A 24,295-nucleotide genomic window follows, 5' to 3' on the forward strand; every position below is an offset into this window, starting at 1 on the left:
TATTATGTGGATACGGTAGGACGATATGAAGGAGCGATAAAAGAGTATATTCGCAATCAACTACAAGAAGATATTGCACAAGATACATTAAACTTTAAAGAGTATACCGACCCGTTTACGGGTGAGCCGGTAAAATAGGCAAAATAAAAGCCCCCGAGTAGGGGGCAGCCAGTGGTAATAGAGTGGTTGTCAGATCATTCAATGCCCTCTTTAGAGGGCCACCACTAGAGAAAGACCCTTATAGGGTCAGAGCAAACCACCCGTTCTACGGGTGGTTATGATTTGCGTTTTTAGCATAGTTACATATAAAAAAACTGTAAAAAGATAAATCTACATTAAAAATGAATAAAATTTCATAAACTAATATATGAATGAGTAAAATAATGTACTTATAAGATGGCAAAAGTCTAAAAAAGAATTAAAATAATACTGTAAATACTGGATTCTTATATGATGATAAAGCATGAATGGAAAATGAAATTATCTTGATTGTTATATTGAAAATCTTATATAATTATTAATATTATGGTTAATTATAAGCTTTCATATGTATGTATGAGGTTTTATAAATGGATATCTAGGTTATAGTTGTAATAGGAGTGTTTCATGAATAAGATTTTCAAGGTGATTTGGAGTAAAAGCAAAGAGTGTTATGTAGTTGTGTCTGAGATAGCTAATAACTATAGTGCTAAAAAAGCTGTATTGACTAGTGTTTTTGCTGTGTTGGCGGTAACTGGTAGTGCAGCCCATGTTATGGGGGCGACTTTACCGTCGGAGCTAACAGACAAAGGTTCTATTAAAATCGGTCAGTATGCAACTACAAGTAATATGTCTAGTATAGTTATAGGGACAAGCAGTCAATTTAGAACTTCTTCAGTTGATGGGTATAGGGCAATTGGTATTGGCTCTGGGATTATTGCTAGTGGTAATAATAGTGTTTCTATCGGTGGACATTCTCGAGCAACAGAAGATCAGGCAATTGCTATTGGTGGAGCTTCTGATGATAGTGGTGCTAAAGCAACGGGTTCTCAATCTATTGCTATCGGCGGTAATACTGTAGCTAGTGGGGATTCCTCTATTGTAGTCGGTGGTGATGACGTAGAGGTTGCATTCGCTAGAACTGTAACTTATACAGATATTAACACTGGACAAGCTAAAACGGGGACATTGAGACAGGCATCTATTGATTTGGCGAATATCCAATTGCCTCAATATATCACTGCTACAGCTAGTCATGCAGGGACTGCCATTGGGATGAAAACTAAAGCTGGTGACTTGGGTCTTTCTCTCGGCATGGGGGCGGATTCCGCTACTCGCCTAGATGGTAAGGCTGGTAATGTAGTTAACGCTATCGCTATTGGTGCCGGTGCAAAAGCTAATCGGGATAACTCCATTGCAATCGGTGGTGGTGCTAATACTGATGCAGCGGGTGTGGCACAAACAAGTTATACTTTGAGCAATGGTGATACGGTTAACTGGGCCGGTGGTGAAAATGTGTTGCCTGGTGACGTTGTATCCTTTGGTGCTCCTGGTTATGAACGTCAGCTTAAAAATGTAGCTCCTGGTATTGTCAGCGCAACTTCTACAGATGCGGTGAATGGCTCTCAGTTATATGCAATAGCTGAGAAGACTTTATCTAAATATATTTCTATTAAATCTGATTTGGCTGGGAATAAATCTAATAAAGGTGCAGAAGCGACTGATTCTATGGCTATAGGTCCGGATGCTTCTACAACAACTGCTGCTACTAAAGGGACTGCTTTAGGTACCGGTGCAACTGTTACTGTAGCGAATGGTGTAGCTGTAGGTTCACAGTCTAAAGCAAGCACAGCTAGCGGTGTAGCAGGCTATAATGTAAATGACTCTAGAACCGATAAATATGGATCTTTATCCGGTAAAGCATTGACATCTACTTTAGGTGCCTTTGCTGTAGGTAATGAGACTAATACACGTCAAATCACAGGTGTGGCTGCTGGTACAGCTGATACAGATGCTGTAAATGTGGCACAGTTAAAGAGTGTGAATTTGAAAGTAGCTGGAGATACTGGTACAGGTGATGTTAATCTTGCTAATAGTACTTTAAATATTAAAGGTGCTGGTCTTGCTAAAACGACTGCATCTGGTAAAGATGTAACAGTAACTGTGACAGAAAAAGCAGTTAAACAAGAAGCTGTTAAAGCGGTTACAATGGCAGCAGCGGATCCTAATGGTCCAATTACAGTGACACCTGAGCTTACTGCGGACAAAGATACAGCAACTTACAAAGTTGGTATCGATCCAACTAAAGTAGCTGAGTCTACTAAGTTGACCTATAAGGATAATGATGGTGCAGATAAGACCGTTACATTAAAAAAAGGTTTGAACTTTAAGAACGGTACTATGACGACTGCTACTACTGCTGCAGATGGGGTAGTAACTGTTGATATCAATGATGATACAAAGGCTAAAATCAATAATGCGGCAACAAATAAGCTAGATAATCTTACATCAGATGGTGAACAAAAGGTTAAGAGCTTATCTGCATGGAAGGTAAAGGCTAATAATAGTAATGCTGAAACAGTAACAGGTGGAGATACAGTTGCATTTAATGATGGCTCCAATATCGTTATTACTCAAAATGGTAAGACATTTACTGTGGCGACTAAAAATGATGTGAACTTTAATACTGTAACGGCTACGACGAAAGTAACAACACCTGCGGTAGAAGGGCTTACTAATACGTCCTGGACACCTGGTACTACAACTCCTGTTAGTGGTCGTGCGGCAACAGAAGATCAATTGAAAGCCGTTGATACACAAGTAGCAACAAATAAAGATGCTATTGCTAAGAATAAGGATAATATCGATAAGAACAAGGATAATATTGCAAAGAATGCGGACAATATCACGAAGAATGCTACAGAAATTGCCACAAATAAAGGTAATATTGCAACTAATACGGCAGCCTTGGCTCGTAAAATCTCTTTAGGTGGTAATACTGGTAGCACAACAGAAAAATCCTTAAGTACAGGTGATGTGAAGTTTAATGTAAAAGGTGCAGGCCTTGTAACGACTTCTGCAGCTGGCGATGATGTAACAGTAACCGTGACAGAAAAAGCAGTTAAACAAGAAGCTGTTAAAGCGGTTACAATGGCAGCAGCGGATCCTAATGGTTCGATTACAGTGACACCTGAGCTTAGCGCGGACAAAGATACAGCAACTTACAAAGTTGGTATCAATCCAACTAAAGTAGCTGAGACTACTAACTTGACCTATAAGGATAATGATGGTGCAGATAAGACCGTTACATTAAAAAAAGGTTTGAACTTTAAGAACGGTACTATGACGACTGCTACTACTGCTACAGATGGGGTAGTAACTGTTGATATCAATGATGATACAAAGGCTAAAATCAATAATGCCGCAACAAATAAGTTAGATAACCTTACACCAGATGGTGAACAAAAAGTTAAGAGCTTGTCCGCATGGAAGGTAAAGGCTAATAACAGTAATGCTGAAACAGTAACAGGTGGAGATACCGTTACATTTAATGATGGATCCAATATTGCTATAACTCAAAATGGCAAGACATTTACTGTAGCGACTAAAAATGATGTAAACTTTAATACTGTAACAGCTACGACAAAGGTGACCGCACCTGCAGTTGAAGGGCTTACAAATACGTCCTGGACACCTGGTACTACAACTCCTGTTAGTGGTCGTGCGGCAACAGAAGATCAATTGAAAGCCGTTGATACACAAGTAGCAACAAATAAAGATAATATTGCTAAGAATAAAGATAATATTGATAAGAATAAGGACAATATTGCAAAGAATGCGGACAATATCACGAAAAATGCTACAGAAATTGCCGCAAATAAAGGTAATATTGCAACCAATACGCAGAACATTGCAACTAATACGGCAGCCTTGGCTCGTAAGATTTCCTTAGGTGGCGATACAGGTAATACAACAGAGAAATCCTTAAGTACAGGTGATGTGAAGTTTAATGTAAAAGGTGCAGGCCTTGTAACGACTTCTGCAGCTGGTGATGATGTAACAGTAACTGTGACAGAAAAAGCAGTTAAACAAGAGGCTGTTAAAGCGGTTACAATGGCAGCAGCGGATCCTAATGGTCCAATTACAGTGACACCTGAGCTTAGTGCGGACAAAGATACAGCAACTTACAAAATTGGAATCGATCCAACTAAGGTAGCAGAATCTACTATCCTGACTTATAAGGATAATGATGGTGCAGATAAGACCGTTACATTAAAGAAAGGTTTGAACTTCAAGAACGGTACTATGACGACTGCTACGACTGCTGTAGATGGGGTAGTAACTGTTGATATCAATGATGATACAAAGGCTAAAATCAATAACGCCGCAACAAATAAGTTAGATAACCTTACACCGGAAGGCGAACAAAAGGTTAAGACCTTAGCAACATGGAATGTCGCTACTGCTGCTGATGGTGGAACTCATTCCGGTGATTCAACTAGTACTGTAACAGGTTCTGATACAGTGACTTTTAAAGCAGGTAATAACCTAAATGTAAATCAAACTGGTAGAGATATTACATTCTCCTTAAATAAAGAGATTTCTGATATGACTAGTTTAGGTCTCACGAATCCGGATGGTGCAAAGGCAACTATTAAGACTGGAAAAGGGGACGCTCATGTAGGTAAAACAGACCAAGCAGATCGCATCGTTTATACTAATGCAGCTGGTACTGAAGAACAGGTAGCAACATTAAAAGACGGTTTGCAATTCGGTGGCGATAATAATCCTGAAGTTATTAATAAGACATTGAATCAAAAGTTAGAAGTTGTTGGCGGTGCTGACGCAGCGAAATTGTCCGATAACAATATCGGTGTTAATGCAAAAGACGGTAAGTTGCACGTACAATTGTCTAAGGAATTGAATGACTTGACTAGCGCTCAATTCAAAAACGGCAATGCAGTGTCTACAATCAGTGGTGCAGGCACGACTGTGACAGACGGTACGAATACAACTCAATACGGTCCTAAAGGCATGACCATTAATTCAGGTGCGAATGAAATATCTCTTACCGATAAAGGTTTAAACAATGGTGGTAAAGTCATCTCCAATGTAGCGAGTGGTGGTGATGTTGATACGAATGCGGCAAACATTGGTGATGTGAAGAAAGCGACAGCAGCATCCAAAACGACCGTATCTGTTAATAAGAAAGATACAGAAACTCCGAACTTGGTACTAGAAGAAACTGTAGATCCTGCTGATGGTCATACGAATTACGACATCAAGTTGGCAAATAAAGTTAACTTAGGAAATGATAATGTTGTACTTGATGGTGCAGATGGTACTGTTAAGGCTAAAGGCAATATTACATCCGAAGGTACTGTAGAAGGTAAAGACCTCAAAGCGGGCGATGTAACTGTTAATAAGGACAACAAAGGTACTGTGAACGGTTTATCCAATAAGACTTGGACTCGTGGACAGGCTCCTGTGAGCGGTCAAGCAGCGACAGAAGACCAAATCCAAGCGGTAGATACTCGTGTGATGGCCGTAGAAGATAAGGTAGCGGACTTCGGCTGGATGGCGAAGAGCAGTGCTACAGGTACAGGCCAAGCAACAGGTAATAACACAGCCACTAAAGTGGGGGACAAAACGGAAGTAGAATTCCGTGCCGGTGATAATCTCACTATTAACCAAACAGGTACAACTTTCACGTATTCCTTGAATAAAAACATGACAGGTCTTGAAAGTGTATCCGTAGGCGATGTAGCAAACGATAAACCGGGCGTTGTATTGAACGGTGCTGAAGGTACTATGGGCGTACGTGGTAAAGACGGTGCGAATGCATCTATTACAGCGGCTAAAGGTGCTGACGGATTGACAGGTAATGGTGCTGGTAAAGATCGTATTGTTTATGAAATGAAAGATGCTAACGGCAATTCTGTAAAAGAAACCGTAGCGACTATGAACGACGGCTTGCATTTTGCTGGTGATAACGGAAATACTGTTATCGACAAAACATTAAATGAGAAACTCGAAATTGTTGGCGGTGCTGATGCAACGAAATTGTCTGAAAAGAATATCGGTGTCAATGCGAAAGACGGTAAGTTGCATGTACAGTTAGCTAAAGAATTGAATGACTTGACTAGTGCACAATTCAAAAATGGTAATGCTGTATCCACTATTAGTGGTGAGGGCACGACTGTGACAGACGGTACGAATACAACTCAATACGGTCCTAAAGGCATGACCATTAATCCAGGTGCTAACGAAATCTCTCTTACTGATGAAGGCTTAAATAATGGTGGCAAAGTCATCTCCAATGTAGCGAGTGGTGGTGATGTTGATACGAATGCGGCAAACATCGGTGATGTGAAGAAAGCGGCAGCGGCATCCAAAACGACAGTATCTGTTAATAAGAAAGATACAGAAACTCCGAACTTGGTAATGGAAACAAGCGTAGACCCTGCTGACGGTCATACAAATTACGACATCAAGTTGGCGGATACAGTTAACTTGGGCAATGGTAATATCGTTCTTAATGGTACTGATGGTAGCATCAAGACTAAAGGCAATATTACATCGGAAGGTACTGTAGAAGGTAAAGACCTCAAAGCGGGTGATGTAACTGTTAACAAGGACAACAAAGGTACTGTGAACGGTTTATCCAATAAGACTTGGACTCGTGGGCAGGCTCCTGTGAGCGGTCAAGCAGCGACAGAAGACCAAATTCAAGCGGTAGATACTCGTGTGATGGCCGTAGAAGATAAGGTAGCGGACTTCGGCTGGTTGGCGAAGAGCAGTGCTACAGGTACAGGTCAAGCAACAGGTAATAACACAGCTACTAAAGTGGGGGACAAAACGGAAGTAGAATTCCGTGCCGGTGATAATCTCACTATTAACCAAACAGGTACAACTTTCACGTATTCCTTGAATAAAAACATGACAGGTCTTGAAAGTGTATCCGTAGGCGATGTAGCAAACGATAAACCAGGTGTTGTATTAAACGGTGCTGACGGTACTATGGGCGTACGTGGTAAAGACGGTGCGAATGCATCTATTACGGCGGCTAAAGGTGCTGACGGCTTGACAGGTACTGGTACTGGTAAAGATCGTATTGTTTATGAAACGAAAGACGCTAACGGCAATCCTGTAAAAGAAACCGTAGCGACTATGAACGACGGCTTGCATTTCGCTGGTGATAACGGAAATACTGTTATCGATAAAACATTGAATCAAAAACTTGAAATCGTTGGTGGTGCTGATGCAGCGAAATTGACTGATAACAATATCGGCGTTAATGCAAAAGACGGCAAGTTGCAAGTACAATTAGCTAAAGATTTAAATGGTTTGTCCAGTGTAGAAGTGAAGGACGATAATGGTGCATCCACTGTTATGAAAGGCGACACTATTAAGAGCAAAGATGCAGCAGGAAATACTTCTGTTGTAAATGGCTCTGGCGTGACTATCACACCTGCTAATCCGCAAAATTCAAATGCTGGTACAGTGTCTTTAACTACTGAAGGCTTGAATAATGGCAACAATCAAATCAAGGGCGTTGCAGCTGGTACAGCAGATACAGATGCAGTTAACCTTGGTCAATTGAAAAAATCTAATGCTCAGCTTGCTAATGCAATTGCTAATGTTGAATCCGAAACACAACGAGTAGGCGCTCATGCGGCGGCTATGTCAGCGTTGAAACCAATTCAATATGATCCATTAGAACCAACTCAAGTGATGGCTGGATATGGTAACTATCGTGGTAAGAGTGCAGCAGCTTTAGGTCTTGCTCATTATACTGATGAAGATACAATGTTCAACGTGGGTGTTTCCGTAGGTGGACGTCATAATATGATCAATGCCGGCTATACTCACAAGTTTGGTAACAGCGATGCTAAAAAAGCTGTACCAGAACGCTACAAAGGCGGTCCAATCAGTTCCATTTATGTGATGCAGGATGAAATGACCTCTTTGAAACAAGAGAATAGTAGACAAAAAGAAGTATTGGATAAACAACAAGCTGAAATCGAATCGTTGAAAGCTATGGTTAATAGTTTACTAGCAACTAAAGGTTAATAACTAAATATAGTAATTGAAACGATAATTTCGCTATAGCATTCTTGTAGTGTTATCCGATGTCGTAAAGAAAAAAGGTTCCGTAGGAAGTTGATGGACGATAAGCCTCAACTGAAATACGGAACCTTTTTTGTTGTTAGAATATAAAGTCAAAAATATTTTAAAATTTATCTTTTGACTTATTGACTTTTTGACTTTTAGGGGTTATTATAATGTCGTAGGGTAAATAAACCCAGTAAAAATAGTATTAGTCAAATAGTTAAACTCTATGATGTATGAGGGGGTAAAATATATGAACAACAACTTTAACAATTTTGGTAATGAATTTTCTAGTATGAATGATTTGTTTAATCAATTGATGGGTAATATGGGTGGTTATTCCACGGAACGACGTAGTTATAAGATTAATGGTCGCGAAGTAACTCCAGAAGAATTTGCGTTTTATCGTCAAACTGGTCGATTACCATCTAATGAGGAAATGCAAGCTGCTCAAGCTGCGCAACAAGGTAAAATTAAACAAGATGGCATCCTTGCTCGTTTGGGGACAAACTTAACTCAACAAGCTCGTGATGGTAAACTCGATCCTGTCATTGGTCGTAATAAAGAAATCCAAGAAACAGCAGAAATCTTAGCGCGTCGTACTAAAAACAATCCAGTACTTGTAGGTGATGCTGGTGTTGGTAAAACTGCAGTAGTAGAAGGCTTGGCACAAGCTATTGTAAATGGTGATGTTCCAGCAGCTATTAAAAATAAAGAAATCATTTCCATCGATATTTCCGGATTGGAAGCTGGTACTCAATACCGTGGTTCCTTTGAAGAAAACATTCAAAACCTTATTAAAGAGGTAAAAGCCGCTGGCAATATTATCTTGTTCTTCGACGAAATCCACCAAATTTTGGGTGCTGGTTCTACCGGTGATGGTCAAGGCTCCAAAGGCTTGGCAGATATCTTAAAACCTGCTTTGTCTCGTGGTGAAATGACTGTTATTGGTGCTACAACACAAGATGAATACCGTAATACAATCATGAAAAACGCGGCTCTCGCTCGTCGTTTTAATGAGGTAAAGGTAAACGCGCCATCTGCAGAGGATACTTTCAAAATCTTACAAGGCATTCGTCCATTGTACGAAGCGCATCATAATATTGAATTGCCAGATGCGGTGTTGAAAGCAGCTGTAGATTATTCCGTACAGTATATTCCACAACGTAGCTTGCCTGATAAAGCTATTGATTTAATCGATGTAACAGCAGCTCACTTGGCATCTCAACATCCTGTAACAGATATTAAAACATTGGAAGCAGATATTGCTGATGCTAAAGCAAAACAAGAGGAATATGCTCAAAAAGAAGACTATGAATCTGCGATTAATGAAAAAATGCGTATTCAAAAGTTACAAGCAGAGCTTGATAACCATACAGAAAATCAAAAGGTAGTGGCTAAGGTTAACGATGTAGCAGAAGCCGTTGAAAGAATGACTGGTATTCCTGTATCTCAAATGGGGGCATCCGATATCGAACGCTTGAAAGACATGAAATCTCGTTTAGAAGCTCATGTAATTGGTCAAGATAAAGCAGTAGAAGCTGTATCTAAAGCAATCCGTCGTAACCGTGCAGGCTTTGACGAAGGCAACCGTCCAATCGGTAGCTTCTTATTCGTAGGTCCTACTGGCGTTGGTAAAACAGAATTAGCTAAACAATTAGCTCTAGATATGTTTGGTAACAAAGATGCAATCATTCGCTTGGATATGTCCGAATATAGTGATCGCACAGCCGTATCTAAATTAATCGGTGCTACAGCTGGTTATGTTGGTTATGAAGATAACTCTAACACATTGACTGAACGCGTACGTCGTAATCCTTATTCCATCGTATTATTCGATGAAATCGAAAAAGCAGACCCTCAAGTTATTACATTACTTCTACAAGTATTGGATGATGGTCGCTTAACAGATGGTCAAGGTAACACAGTAAACTTTAAAAATACTGTTATCATCGCTACATCCAATGCAGGTTTTGGTTATGGTAGTGACAATGATGATGAAAATAAAGTAGATGTAATGGAACGCATCGCTCCATTCTTCCGTCCAGAGTTTTTGAACCGTTTCAACGCAGTTATCGAGTTCAATCAATTGAGCAAAGAAGATTTGAAAAAAATTGTAGATTTGATGCTTGATCAAGTGAATAAAACTTTAGCTAAAAAAGACATCACTCTTGATGTAACAGATGCAGCTAAAGAATTGTTGATGGAACAAGGGTATGACAAAACTATGGGCGCTCGTCCATTACGTCGTGTTATCGAATCTGAAATCCGCGATAATGTAACAGATTTCTACTTGGATCACATCGATGCTAAACACTTGCTTGCCGATGTTAAGGATGGTCATATTGTAATCTCTGAAAAAGCAGATTCCGATGATAGCAAAGACCAAGATAAGGCTGAGAAATAAATAATAGACGTAAAAGTGTCGGAATAATCATTTGACAAATCTGAATAAAGTAGTAATATTAATAGCATAATTATATAGTGAGTATGCAAGGGAGCCTATTATATAGGCTGAGAAAGGGCTGCGAGCACCTGACCTTTATACCTGATCGGGATCATGCCCGCGTAGGAAGCACGCTAATACTTAATACGGGTATCGATCATTTTGTTCGATACCCGTTTTTGCATACCTAACTATATATGTCTTTTATATAGGAGGATGTAAAAATGTTTATGACACAATTGGAATCGGCTGTGGCTGGTGTAGTTACGAAGGAAATGAAAGTCGTCGCGGAAAAAGAACGTATGGATGAAGACGTATTACGTTCACTAGTGGCAGCAGGAAAGGTTGTTATTCCTTGTAACAAGCAACATACTAGTATTTCGCCTGAGGGGATTGGTAAGCGTCTTAGAACTAAAGTCAATGTTAATTTAGGTACATCGAAAGACGTCACTGATTATGATAGTGAAATTGAAAAGGTTAATCGAGCTATTAGACTTGGCGCAGAGTCGATCATGGATCTTTCCACTCATGGTGACACTCGTATTTTTAGACGTAAATTAATTGAGACATCGCCAGTAATGATTGGTACGGTGCCTATTTATGATAGTGTCATTCATCATCAAAAAGATTTGGGTGAATTAACGGCTCAAGACTTCTTGGACACTATCCGATTACACGCTCAAGATGGTGTAGATTTTATTACTATCCACAGTGGTATTACGAGAAAAACAATAGATCAAATCAAGAATCATAAACGGTTGCTCAATATTGTTAGTCGTGGAGGCAGTTTGGTATTTGCGTGGATGAGCATGACAGGTCATGAAAATCCATTCTACGAATACTTTGATGAAATCTTAAAGATTTGCAAAGAATATGATGTTACTTTGTCTTTAGGTGATGCTTGTCGTCCAGGTTGCTTAGCGGATGCAACTGATGTGTGCCAAATTGAAGAGCTTGTAAGGCTTGGTGAATTGGCAAAACGAGCGAAACAATATGGTGTACAAGCTATGATTGAAGGACCTGGGCATGTACCTTTACATCAAATACAAATGAATATGGAAGTTCAAGAATCCTTGTGTGATGGAGCGCCATTCTATGTGTTGGGACCGCTCGTAACAGATATTGCTCCAGGCTATGACCATATTACGGCTGCTATTGGTGGCGCTGTAGCGGGTATGCATGGTGCGTCATTCTTGTGCTATGTTACACCAGCGGAACATTTAGCCTTACCAAATGCAGATGATGTAAAAGACGGAATTATGGCTTTCAAAATAGCGGCGCATGCTGCAGATATTGCTCGTGGTATTCCTAATGCAAGAGATATAGATGACACTATGGCTAAAGCACGTCAAGTTCTCGATTGGGAGGCACAATATGCTTGTGCCCTTGATCCTGAACGGGCTCGTTCTATTCGTGAAAGTAGAGCACCGGAGGAAGATCATAGTGAAACCTGTTCGATGTGTGGCAAGTTCTGTGCTGTACGCAGTATGAATAAAGCTTTACAAGAAGAATATATTGATATTTTATAAGCTTTTTCATATGGGAGGTCACTATGGATTTGATTGTTAATGGAGAGCCAAAGCAGGTTTCAAACGAGCAACTTCATTTGGTTCTTAATGAATTAGGGTATACCGGTAAACACTTTGTAGTTGAGCTTAATGGTGAGATTCTTAGTAAGGAAACGTATACAACCACTAAATTAACGGCTGCTGATAGATTAGAAATCGTTAGCTTTGTAGGAGGTGGTTGATATGTTGGATTCATTTGCTGTAGGTAATACAACATTTTCTAGTCGCTTGTTAGTGGGGACAGGGAAATATGCATCCTATAATTTGATGCATGATGCATTAGTAGCATCACAATCAGATATTGTGACAGTTGCTCTTAGGCGAGTAGGTACAACGCAAAGCGAGGAGGATATATTAAACTATATCCCTGGTACAATGCATTTATTACCGAATACATCGGGTGCTAGAAATGCAGATGAGGCTATACGCATTGCACGTATGGCAAAAGCATTAGGCTGTGGTGATTTGATTAAGATTGAAGTCATTCAAGATCAGATGTATTTGATGCCCGATAATTTAGAGACTATTAAAGCCACCGAGGTGTTGGCAAAGGAAGGGTTTATAGTCTTTCCTTATATGAGTCCTAATTTGATGGATGCAAAGCGACTAGTAGATGCTGGTGCTAGTTGTGTTATGCCCCTCGCTTCGCCTATAGGTAGTAATCGTGGACTTGAAGCAAAAGGATTGATAGAGATTTTAATCAACTCTATTGATGTGCCTATTATTGTTGATGCGGGGATAGGACGTCCTTCTGATGCAACAATAGCTATGGAAATGGGGGCTAGTGCTGTTCTTGTTAATACGGCTATTGCTACGAGTTCGGACCCAGTAGGCATGGCAGAGGCTTTTTATCATGCTGTAGAGGCTGGTCGTAAGGCATATCTTGCAAAATGTGCACCTAAGAAGTCTGTAGGTAGTGCATCTTCACCATTAACTGGTTTCTTGCGAAAGTAGGGTGATGATATGTCATTTATAGATGTACTTTCAAGCGTTTACGACGAAGATATAGCTGAAACATTAGAGGCTATAACTGATGATGAAATACTTTCAACACTCTCTAAATCAGTACTAACTATTGAGGATGCACTTATTCTATTATCACCTCAAGCCCTGCTGTATTTAGAAGATATGGCGCAGATAGCTCATAAGCGGACGGTACAGCAATTTGGTTATACCATACAACTGTTCACGCCTATGTACATTTCAAACTATTGCGACAATGGTTGTGTTTATTGTGGATATAGTCATCATAGTGGAATTGCCCGTGAAAAGCTAAGTTTAGAAGATATTGAGCTTGAGGCGAAAGCAATCGCTGAAACGGGATTAGAGCAAGTTTTAGTGTTAACTGGTGAATCTAAATCTTGTAGTCCACCGTCATATATACAAGCTGCCGTAGAAAAATTGGTTCCTATTTTTAGTAGCGTTAGTGTCGAGGTGTATTCGCTTACGCTAGAGGAATATAAAGGATTAGTCACAGTTGGAGCGGATGGAATGACGATGTTCCAAGAGACATATAATCCGACGTTGTATGCGCAATTACATCCATTTGGGCCTAAGAGTGATTTTGCAAAGCGGATTGATACGCCTGAGTTGGCTTGTCAGGCTGGATTTAGAGTGGTCAATATTGGTGCTTTAATGGGTCTTGATGAATGGCGTCGAGAGGCATACAAGACGATGTTACATCTCAATTACCTTATGCAACATTATCCAGATGTAGAATTATCTGTTTCCGTTCCAAGAATTCGACCTTGTGCAGTAGGTTATTCTCCAAAATATCCTGTAGATGATACGGCATTGGTTCAATATATTTTGGCTTTGCGTCTTTTGTTCCCCCGTGTGGGAATTACGCTTTCCTCTCGTGAAAGCAAGTATATGCGTGATAATCTGGTGAGACTTGGGATTACAAAACTTTCTGCTGGCGTAACAACCTCTGTAGGGGGACATACAAAACAAGATGATTCTAGCCAATTTACAATTAGTGATAATCGCAGCGTAAGTGAAATGGCTGCAATGCTCGAAAATAATGGATACCAACCTATTTATAAAGATTGGCAGGCACTATGAGGAGATATGTGTATGGCTCATATGAATAACGAATTTGAAACGGCTATATCTCACTTCTATAGTTCTGAGGAGTTTCGTAAATTGCAGAGTTCAGTAGTAGGCGTTTTAGGTGCTGGCGGATTGGGATCCAATTGTGCGGTTAATCTTGTCCGTAGCGGTATTCGAAATCTAATTATTGCAGATTATGACATTGTAGAGCTAAGTAATTTAAATCGGCAATACTATTTTTCGAGTCATGTGGGGCAGTATAAGGTAGAGGCTTTACAAGATGTGTTAACTGCCATTAATTCAAATGTTATCGTTACGGTTTATAAGGATAAATTGACAATCGAGAATATACCTGAAATCTATAAAAAAGCCGATATTTTGATAGAAGCCTTTGATACTGTAGAAGCTAAATCTATGTTTTTAGAGGCTACAATTTCAGTATATATACCTAAAATCATGGTATCCGGATTAGCTGGAATCGGTAATTCCGATGCGTTACGAACTAAAAAGCTAGGTAAAAATTTGTATATTGTTGGTGACGAGCATTCCGGTGTAGACAATGCGTATCCTTATGCGCCACGTGTAGCTATTGCTGCTGCAAAACAGGCGGATCTAGCGTTATCACTTTTACTAGAGAAGACCATGTCTAATGAGGTGAAATAGGTGAATCGAAAAGACAAACTAACAGAGGTAATGAATGCTTGCCCTATTTATGGAATTACGGGCGGTACTCGAGATGTGGTTCCGCTTGTGAAAGATATGCTAAGCGCAGGGATACGAATTATTCAATATCGTGAAAAGGGAAAAACACCTATTCTGCGATATCAGGAGGCTATGATTTTGAGACGATTGACCTCTAATTATCATGCTCTATTAATTATTGATGATTATGTTGATCTTGCGCTGGCTGTACATGCTGATGGTGTTCATATTGGGCAAGCTGATTTGCCGCCCAATACGGTAAGACGAATTGTAGGGCCTAATATGTTGATTGGCTGGTCAACCCATAGTATATCTGACCTAAAAGTGGCAAACAGATATACAGGTGTTATTGATTATATTGGGGTAGGGCCTATTTTTTCTACACAGACAAAACCTAATGCTAATCCTGTAGGAATTTCTTATGTATATTGGGCAAAGCAATTTAGTAAGTTTCCTATTGTTGCTATTGGGGGGGATTAAAACGACAAATACTGATATCGTTTGGCAAGCGCATCCCGATTTTATTTGTGCCGTTTCTGAAATAACAGAGTCGGACAATATACAAAATACGGTTTATGAGCTTATGACTGGATATAGTAGAGTCAGATAAAAAATTGAGTTTACATACAAACCACAAGATTAAAATCTTGTGGTTTTTTTGGTTATAAAAGAATTTTGTATACATGATAAAAATCATTGCTAACGTATCGATTTGTTTAGTATAATCGTATCATTAAATTCGATATTCTATAGAATTTATAAAATAAATGAAGATGAAGAGGTAATAGTATATGTCTCATTATGTAGATTTAAATAGTGATTTAGGCGAAAGTTTTGGTAACTATACATTAGGCATGGATAGTGAAGTATTAAATCACGTAACAAGTGCTAATATTGCTTGTGGTTGGCACGCTGGAGATCCTCTTATTATGGATGCGACTGTCCGCATATGTAAAGAAAAAGGAGTTGCCGTAGGGGCGCATCCTGGTTATCCAGATTTGATGGGATTTGGTCGTCGTGCGATGGCAGTAAGTCCTGCTGAGGCAAAAGCCTATATGATGTACCAACTAGGTGCACTTCAAGCTTTTTGTGATAGTTATGACATTACTTTACAGCATATGAAATTACATGGTGCTTTTTACAATACAGCCTGTGTTACGCCTGTACTAGCCGATGCAATTTTAGATGGTTTACAAGCGGTAAATCCTAATATCGCGGCCATGGTATTGAGTGGTAGCTATATTGCTCAAGAGGCACAGCGACGAGGCATTCCTGTTATACAGGAAGTGTTTGCCGATCGTGGCTATACAGAGGAGGGAACATTGGTCCCTCGTACAGAAGTAGGTGCTTTCATCAAAGACCCGCAAGAGGCTTTAGACCGAGTTCTCATGATGGTTACAAAGGGTAAGGTTGTTACTAATACGGGGAAGACCATTGATATTGTGGCTGACTCCATATGTGTTCATGGAGATAATCCTGAAGCGATAGCTTTCACAAAGTATATTTGGGAAGAGCTATCAAAAGCTGGTATAACGGTGGCGAATTTTCAAAACCGATAACACTATTAAGAACATTAAAATAAATGCTTAATTAATACTAACAGAAAATACGAATATAAGTATTAAAAGCAAGTATGAGCTTTAAGCAATAAGTATGACATAGATTAATTATTATTTTGGAGGTTCCTATGAAACCAATTACAGGTAAAGCGAGTTTCTCTGTCCTATTAGGGGCAGCTTTCTTAATGGCCACGTCATCTATTGGGCCTGGCTTTATGTTGCAAACAGCAGCGTTTACAAATGAGTTGAAAGCAGACTTTGCATTTGCTATCGTTATATCCGTTATTTTCTCTATTATTGCACAGCTTAATGTGTGGACAATTATTGGTGTATCCCAAATGCGCGGTCAAGATATTGCGAATAAGGTATTACCAGGCCTTGGGTATATAGTGGCATTTTTAATTTCCCTTGGTGGATTAGCCTTTAATATCGGTAATATTGGTGGTGCTTCTATGGGCCTCAATATTATATTTGGTATCGACACAACAACAGCAGCCGCTATTAGTGGTATTTTGGGCATCTTACTATTTACATCTAAGAAGATGGGTGGTGTTCTAGATAATACGGCTAAAGTACTCGGTACGGTTATGCTCGTCCTCATTGCTTATGTAGCATTTTCAACGAATCCCCCAGTAGGGACAGCAGTGACTCATGCGATAGTACCTACGAATTATCCGTGGCTTGCTACGATAACTCTTATTGGAGGGACCGTAGGTGGATATATAACATTCTCTGGTGGTCACCGCCTTATTGATGCTGGTATTACAGGTCAAGAACATTTAAAGGATGTACGTCGTGCAGCTATTATGGGCATGTCTGTTGATGCGCTAGTTCGTATATTATTATTCTTAGCTGTTCTTGGTGTGGTATCTATGGGATTTGTACTAGATGCTAAGGATCCAGCTGGTTCTGCTTTTCTTTTAGGAGCTGGTGAAATCGGGCATAAATTATTCGGTATAGTGTTCTTCTGTGCCGCATTGACCTCTGTAGTAGGGGCTGCCTATACATCAGTATCCTTTTTAAAAACATTGTTTAAGGTGGTAGAACGAAATGAAAAATTGACTATTATGGCATTTATCTTTATTTCCACATGTATCCTGATTTTTATTGGTAAACCAGCATCTCTATTGATTTTAGCTGGTTCTGTAAATGGGTTAATATTACCTGTTACATTGGCAGTTATGCTTGTCGCAACTCATAAATCTGAAATCGTAGGAACATATAAACACAATAAACTTTTATATTATACAGGGTGGATTGTAGTGCTCGTAACATCTTACATTGGTGTTACATCTTTAAAAGGTATTGCTAAGTTACTAGGTTAATTAATTATCTGTGAAAGCACCATTACGTTCATCTTGAATGTGATGGTCCTTTCTAGTTATAGCAGGAGGTACATATGAAACCTACAATTTCACCTGTAGGGGATTGCGCTATCTCTATTGATTTTGGTCAAGCAATCGATCCAAAGATTAATCGACAAATCCGACAAGTTATAGAGCAGATTAAACTCTTACAGCTAGATGGAATTATTGAACTAGTTCCTACATACTGTGCATTGCTTGTTCAATATGATGCAATGGTATATACGTATTCCGACATTTGTGGAACTCTTAATCCAATATTACAAGAATCTGTAACAGACAGCGGAAATGAACGTGTTACGATTGTTGAAATCCCGACCATATACGGTGGCGAGTATGGTCCAGATCTAGGTTTTGTAGCCTCTCACAATCATATAAGTGAAGCTGAAGTTGTATCCATTCATAGTGGTACTGATTATTTGGTTTATATGTTAGGTTTTATTCCTGGTTTTACTTACTTAGGTGGGATGGATCCTCGCATTGCAACTCCGCGCTTGTCTTCGCCAAGAACTTTGATTCCTGCCGGGTCTGTAGGTATTGCAGGAGAACAGACTGGCACATATCCATCAGATTCTCCAGGGGGCTGGCAGATTATTGGACGCACACCTTTGACTATGTATGACATGTCTAAAAAGCAAGCTGCATTATTAAGGGCAGGGGACTACGTTCGTTATGTGCCTATCGATGAAAACGAATTCCATAGGATTAAATCCTTGGGTATGGAATATATTCCATCTATATATGAAATAGAAAGTGGTGATTTACGTGGATATAAATGAGTTTCAACGCGCTTTAATCCGCGTAGATGCTCCGGGTATGTATACAACGATTCAAGATTTAGGGCGTATTGGCTTTCAACAATATGGTATGCCTGTGGCAGGTCCTATGGATAGTGAAAGCTATCTCTTGGGACAGGCTCTAGTAGGAAACAAGGAACCGCTAGGTGCTTTAGAATGTACCGTGTTACCTCCTACGCTAACTGTTCAAGGTACATGTATTGTTGCTTTTACAGGGGCCGACATGCACCCAACCATTAACAATTTAGTCGTGCCTAGATATATACCTTTTATTTGTCACGAAGGGGATATCATTTCTGGTGGCTTCAGCCAATGTGGAGTGCGTATGTATATTGCTTTCTCTGGTGGTATCGATGTTCCTGCTATTAACGGTAGCGTATCGACTCATACAAAGGCTAAAATAGGTGGTTTTGAGGGGCGTTCATTACAAGCGGGCGATCAGTTTGGCATTAAAGCATTTACTAGAGACGAAGTGAATGTGTGCGACTTCTATGGTGGTCATAACTTATTCAATACTGCTTTATATAACCGCGGCGGTCGTGAGTGTCACGAACCTTTGCGTGTTGTTCTCGGAAATCAAGCAAAGTATTTTACAGAGAAAGGGATTAGGACCTTTGGTAGTAAAATATATACATTGACTGTACAATGTGATCGCATGGGCTTTCGCTTGGATGGCCCTGTTATAGAGCATATAGATGGTGCAGATATTATCTCCGATGGCGCTGTATTTGGTTCTATCCAAGTTCCTTCTGATGGAAACCCTATAGTGCTCATGGCAGATCGGCAAACAACAGGTGGCTATACAAAGATTGGCACTGTGATTACGGCAGATTTACCTAGGTTAAGCCAATTACCAGTGGGGGATGGAATTCATTTTGATATCGTATCTGTCGAAGAAGCACAAGCGATATATCGTACATATATGAAACGCTTACATAAGCGTATACAATTAGCACACGAGCAAAGTGTATATGCCTTTAATGTAACTTAATTGGTTTTCCCTATTTAATTATATAAACTAGCAATAAAGCTATCTTGTAGATTGTTATTTCTATGAGATAGCTTTTTTCTTTGAAAATTGTAGTAAATCAGCTATTGGCTAAGGGAAATATCTAGTGTTTTATATGATTTTAATGAAGTAATTATCTCTGTAGTGATGATATGCGATTTAGTCCGTAATATCTAGCTGTAAAGATATTTTTTTAGTATCTATAATCTCATAAACGAAGTTTAAATAATTGATTATGAGTTTATATTCATTTTATCTCTTTAGTATGGTATAAAATAAGCCCGTATTTAATATAAATTTGTGACATGAATCACTATAAAGCTTATTACTACGCTGTTTTTGCAATACCTATAATTGTGAAAAATAAATGAAAAAGCTTGATAGTATATTAAAGGTTTTGATATACTTAATATATTGAAAAATTTGAAATTCTCATATGATTTATCATATGAAGAAGCATAAAGGGAGCATTAATATAGTTTATAGGAGAAAATATGAATAAGATTTTCAAAGTGGTTTGGAGCAAATCAAAAAATTGTTACGTAGTAGTATCTGAGTTCGCTAAGAATAATAGCGGAAAAAAGAAAATTGTTGTAGCAACTATCTTTGCTGCATTAGCAATGTCTAATGCTAGCATCTCTATGGCGTCAAATGATGTGCCTTCGAATCTGCCTGCAACAGCAGTAGGCTTGGGGCCTAATGCTTCTGTTAAAGGTGATAAAGCTGTAGGTTTTGGTTATAATGCAGCAGCTGCTGGTGGAAATTCTGTTGTTATTGGTTCTAATTCTAGTGTTGCTGCTGGTAGCCCACAAGGAATCGCTATTGGTGGTGGTAATACTGCTAATGAAGGTGCAAGAGTAATTGGAGAACAAGCAATTGCCATCGGGGGAAATACACTAGCCAAAGGACATTCTTCTATTGTTATTGGTGGCGATGATGTAGTTAAAGCTGATGGTGTAAAAGTTATTTACACTACAAGTGGTGGAGCGACTCAAATTGGGGATTTGCGTAGTGCTGTTCAAAGCTTAACTGGCTTTGATATGAGAACCCCAATGTTTACAATGGCGACGGCTGGTGAATCTGGTATCACATTAGGGATGAAAGGTCAGTCAGGCAATGTGGGCATTGCCATTGGTACAGGTGCAAATGCGAAGGATCGTTTATCAGGAACTTCTAGTGGGGCTTCTGGTCAAGCCAATAATGATGTAACAAATGCTATTGCTATTGGCACAGGGGCTAGGGCAAATCGTGATAATGCTATTGCCATCGGTGGTGGTTCTAACACTGATGTAGGCGGTACAAAACAATCTAGCTATACATTGCCAAATAACGTTGTTGCTTCCTGGGCTGGTGGTGATAAAACATTGCCAGGTGACGTTGTATCTTTTGGTTCTAAAGGGTATGAACGTCAGTTGAAACATGTGGCTCCTGGTGAAGTAAGTGCTACTTCCACAGATGCAATTAATGGCTCTCAACTTAGCGCTATTGTAGACCAAATCGCTTATAAATATATATCTATAAAATCTTCTGATGTTGCTAATAAAGATAATACTGGTGCTACGGCCGATAATTCTATTGCTATTGGCCCAAATGCCGCAACAGACGCATCTGCAAGTCGTTCTGTGGCTGTTGGTGATGGCGCCAGAGGTAAAGTAGTAGATGGTGTAGCTGTTGGCTCAAAATCTATAGCTGATATTGCTTCAGGCGTAGCGGGATATAATGTTAATGCTAGTCGTACAGATATATATGCTGGTTTAAGTGGTGCCGCCCTAACGTCTAAATTAGGTGGTGTTGCTGTTGGTACGATAAACCAAACACGTCAAATTAACTATGTTGCTGCAGGTACTGCTGATACAGACGCAGTAAACGTGGCGCAATTAAAGAGTGTTAATCTAGCTTTTACAGGTGATACTGGTACAGGCGATGTGAACCTTGCTAATAGTAAATTGGCTGTAAATGGTGATAATACATACATTAGCACTACAGCTAATGGTAAGAAAATTACAGTTTCTGGTAAAAAGCAAGACATTACTGTAGCAAATGGTAGCGCTACAGCCTCGGCTGGTATGGCGGATTCTGCTAATGTAGCTAATGCGATTAATCAAGCGATTGATCAAAACAAATATGGTTGGAATCTTTCTGCTAATGGTGAAGCTACACCAGTAGCGGTTGAAAAAGGTAATACAGTAGATTTTTCTGGTGACGATAATGTTGCGGTTGCTAGAAATGATAAGAAAATCTCTGTAGCTTTGAAAAAAGATCTTTCTAAATTAAACAGTGCTTCTTTCAATAATGCTGGCGGTAATGAAACTGTTAAAATTGATGGTGATAAAGGTATCAATGCTGGGAATTTGAAAGTTGCTAATGTAGCAGATGGTGTTGCTGATAAAGATGCTGTCAATGTATCTCAATTGAAAAAAGTTGATGATAAAGCTGAAGCTAACAAAATTGCTATTGATACAAATAAAACTGCAATAGCTAAAAATGCAGGTGATATTGCAACAAACAAAACAGATATTGCTGCCAATAAGGACAGTATTGCTGCGAATACGCAAAAAATTGCTGACAATAAAACAGCAATTGACAAAAATGCGGGTGAAATTGCTACAAACAAAGGGGATATTGTTTCTAATAAAGCTAATATTGCCCAAAATACTGCTGCTATCGGTCGTAAGATTTCTTTAGGTGGTAACTCTGGTTCGACTGATGAAAAATCTTTGAGCACAGGTGATGTGAAATTCAATGTGAAAGGTGAAAATGGTCTTACGACTGTTGCTAATGGCGACGATGTGACTGTTAAACTCGATGATGCAACTAAAGGTAAAGTTGACAATGTAGCTGATCGAGATTTGAGTAATTTGACCCCTGACGGTAAGCAACAAGTTAAGGACTTAGCAGCTTGGAATGTTGTAGCTAATAATGAGACGGCTGAAAAGGTTGAAGGTGGTAACACTGTTAAATTTATTGATGGTGATAACATTTCTATTACTCAAAATGGTAAGGACTTCACCGTTTCCACTAAAAAAGACGTAACCTTTGGTACGGTAACAGCTACTCAAACGATTACAGCGCCAAAGGTTAAAGCGACAACTGGGGTTGAAACTCCTCAAGTAACAGGTTTGACCAACACTGCATGGACTCCGGGACAAACACAACCTGTATCTGGTCGTGCAGCCACAGAAGACCAATTGAAACATGTTGATGATCAAGTAGCAGAAAATAAAGCCAATATCGCTGATAATACAGATAAGATTGGCAAAAATGCTGATGCCATTGCAGATAACAAGCAAAAAATAGCTGATAATAAAACTGCAATCACTAAAAATACTGACAATATTGCTACCAATAGACAAAATATTGCTGATAACAAAGCGGCTATCACTAAAAATGCTAGTGATATTGTAACTAATAAGGATAACATCGCAACCAATAAAGCTAACATCGACAAAAACACGACAGCTATCGGTCGTAAGATTTCTTTAGGTGGTAACTCTGGTTCGACTGATGAAAAATCTTTGAGCACAGGTGATGTGAAATTCAATGTGAAAGGTGAAAATGGTCTTACGACTGTTGCTAATGGCGACGATGTGACTGTTAAACTCGATGATACGACTAAAGGCAAAATCGATAATGCAGCTGATCGAGATTTGAGCAATTTGACTCCTGATGGTAAACAACAAGTTAAGGATTTAGCAGCTTGGAATGTAGTCGCTAATAATGAAACGGCTGAAAAGGTTGAAGGTGGTAATACAGTTAAGTTTATCGATGGGGATAACATTTCTATTACTCAAAATGGTAAGGACTTCACCATTTCTACTAAAAAAGATGTAACCTTTGATACGGTAACAGCTACTCAAACGATTACAGCGCCAAAGGTTAAAGCGACAACTGGAGTTGAAACACCTCAAGTAACAGGCTTGACGAACACTGCGTGGGTTCCAGGTCAAACACAACCTGTATCTGGTCGTGCAGCCACAGAAGACCAATTGAAACATGTTGATGATCAAGTAGCGGAAAATAAAGCCAATATCACTGATAATACAGATAAGATTGGCAAAAATGCTGATGCCATTGCAGATAACAAGCAAAAAATAGCTGACAATAAAACGGCAATTGATAAAAATGCAGTAGATATTGCTACTAACAAAGACAATATTGCTGCGAATAAAACAGATATTGCTACTAATAAGGATAATATTGCAGACAACAAACAAAAAATAGCCGATAATAAAACGGCAATTGATAAGAATACTGGCGACATTGCTACAAACAAAGCTGACATTTCAACCAACAAAGATAACATCGCAATCAATAAAGCTAACATCGACAAAAACACGACAGCTATTGGCCGTAAGATTTCCTTAGGTGGTAACTCTGGTTCTACCGATGAAAAATCCTTGAGCACAGGTGATGTGAAATTCAATGTGAAAGGTGAAAATGGTCTTACTACGGTTGCTAATGGTGACGATGTAACCGTTAAACTTGATGATGCAACTAAAGGTAAGGTCGACAATGCAGCTGATCGAGATTTGAGTAATTTGACCCCTGACGGTAAGCAACAAGTTAAGGACTTAGCAGCTTGGAATGTAGTCGCTAATAATGAGATGGCTGAAAAGGTTGAAGGTGGTAACACTGTTAAGTTTATCGATGGTGATAACATTTCTATTACTCAAAATGGTAAGGACTTCACCATTTCTACTAAGAAAG

The 24,295-nt window shown here is 39.3% G+C and carries 13 protein-coding genes, 1 pseudogene and 1 riboswitch; all 14 genes and pseudogenes read left to right on the forward strand.

Annotated features, from left to right (window positions below; genetic code table 11):
• Nucleotides 1–138, forward strand: a pseudogene (locus tag HMPREF0873_RS08950) (IS200/IS605 family transposase); the annotation flags it as partial.
• A 468-nt stretch (nt 139–606) separates the two neighbouring features.
• Entirely contained in the window at nt 607–8,052 is a 7,446-nt protein-coding gene (locus tag HMPREF0873_RS08955; RefSeq protein ID WP_008715677.1) for an ESPR-type extended signal peptide-containing protein, read from the forward strand.
• Nucleotides 8,053–8,344: 292 nt separating this feature from the next.
• The gene (locus HMPREF0873_RS08960; RefSeq protein ID WP_004698322.1) at nt 8,345–10,498 is read left to right on the forward strand and encodes an ATP-dependent Clp protease ATP-binding subunit; all 2,154 of its coding nucleotides are present in this window, start codon (nt 8,345–8,347) and stop codon (nt 10,496–10,498) included.
• A gap of 77 nt (nt 10,499–10,575) precedes the next feature.
• Nucleotides 10,576–10,683, forward strand: a riboswitch (TPP riboswitch).
• A gap of 78 nt (nt 10,684–10,761) precedes the next feature.
• The gene (gene thiC / locus HMPREF0873_RS08965; RefSeq protein ID WP_008715680.1) at nt 10,762–12,066 is read left to right on the forward strand and encodes a phosphomethylpyrimidine synthase ThiC; all 1,305 of its coding nucleotides are present in this window, start codon (nt 10,762–10,764) and stop codon (nt 12,064–12,066) included.
• Between the two features lie 23 nt (nt 12,067–12,089).
• Nucleotides 12,090–12,287, forward strand: coding sequence for a sulfur carrier protein ThiS (gene thiS / locus HMPREF0873_RS08970; RefSeq protein ID WP_004695635.1), 198 nt, complete (start codon nt 12,090–12,092; stop codon nt 12,285–12,287).
• A 1-nt stretch (nt 12,288) separates the two neighbouring features.
• The gene (locus HMPREF0873_RS08975) at nt 12,289–13,059 is read left to right on the forward strand and encodes a thiazole synthase (RefSeq protein ID WP_004698374.1); all 771 of its coding nucleotides are present in this window, start codon (nt 12,289–12,291) and stop codon (nt 13,057–13,059) included.
• 9 nt (nt 13,060–13,068) lie between these two features.
• Nucleotides 13,069–14,169 (forward strand): 2-iminoacetate synthase ThiH, encoded by a 1,101-nt coding sequence (thiH, locus tag HMPREF0873_RS08980; protein WP_008715682.1) that lies wholly within the window; start codon nt 13,069–13,071, stop codon nt 14,167–14,169.
• 12 nt (nt 14,170–14,181) lie between these two features.
• Nucleotides 14,182–14,820, forward strand: a complete 639-nt coding sequence (gene thiF, locus HMPREF0873_RS08985) for a sulfur carrier protein ThiS adenylyltransferase ThiF (protein WP_012864005.1) — start codon at nt 14,182–14,184, stop codon at nt 14,818–14,820.
• On the forward strand, nt 14,821–15,339 hold the full coding sequence (gene thiE / locus HMPREF0873_RS08990) for a thiamine phosphate synthase (protein WP_008715687.1): 519 nt from the start codon (nt 14,821–14,823) through the stop codon (nt 15,337–15,339).
• A gap of 311 nt (nt 15,340–15,650) precedes the next feature.
• A complete protein-coding gene (locus HMPREF0873_RS08995; protein ID WP_008715691.1) occupies nt 15,651–16,418 on the forward strand; it encodes a LamB/YcsF family protein in 768 nt (255 codons plus the stop codon).
• A gap of 128 nt (nt 16,419–16,546) precedes the next feature.
• Nucleotides 16,547–17,743 (forward strand): NRAMP family divalent metal transporter, encoded by a 1,197-nt coding sequence (locus HMPREF0873_RS09000; RefSeq protein WP_008602694.1) that lies wholly within the window; start codon nt 16,547–16,549, stop codon nt 17,741–17,743.
• 74 nt (nt 17,744–17,817) lie between these two features.
• Entirely contained in the window at nt 17,818–18,561 is a 744-nt protein-coding gene (gene pxpB, locus HMPREF0873_RS09005; protein ID WP_038125839.1) for a 5-oxoprolinase subunit PxpB, read from the forward strand.
• Between the two features lie 37 nt (nt 18,562–18,598).
• Nucleotides 18,599–19,570 (forward strand): biotin-dependent carboxyltransferase family protein, encoded by a 972-nt coding sequence (locus HMPREF0873_RS09010; RefSeq protein ID WP_229039639.1) that lies wholly within the window; start codon nt 18,599–18,601, stop codon nt 19,568–19,570.
• 512 nt (nt 19,571–20,082) lie between these two features.
• Nucleotides 20,083–24,295 (forward strand): ESPR-type extended signal peptide-containing protein (locus HMPREF0873_RS09015; RefSeq protein ID WP_008715694.1); only part of this gene is annotated, 4,213 nt, incomplete at its 3' end.

The organism is Veillonella sp. 3_1_44 (genome assembly GCF_000163715.1).
Classification (GTDB): domain Bacteria; phylum Bacillota; class Negativicutes; order Veillonellales; family Veillonellaceae; genus Veillonella; species Veillonella parvula_A.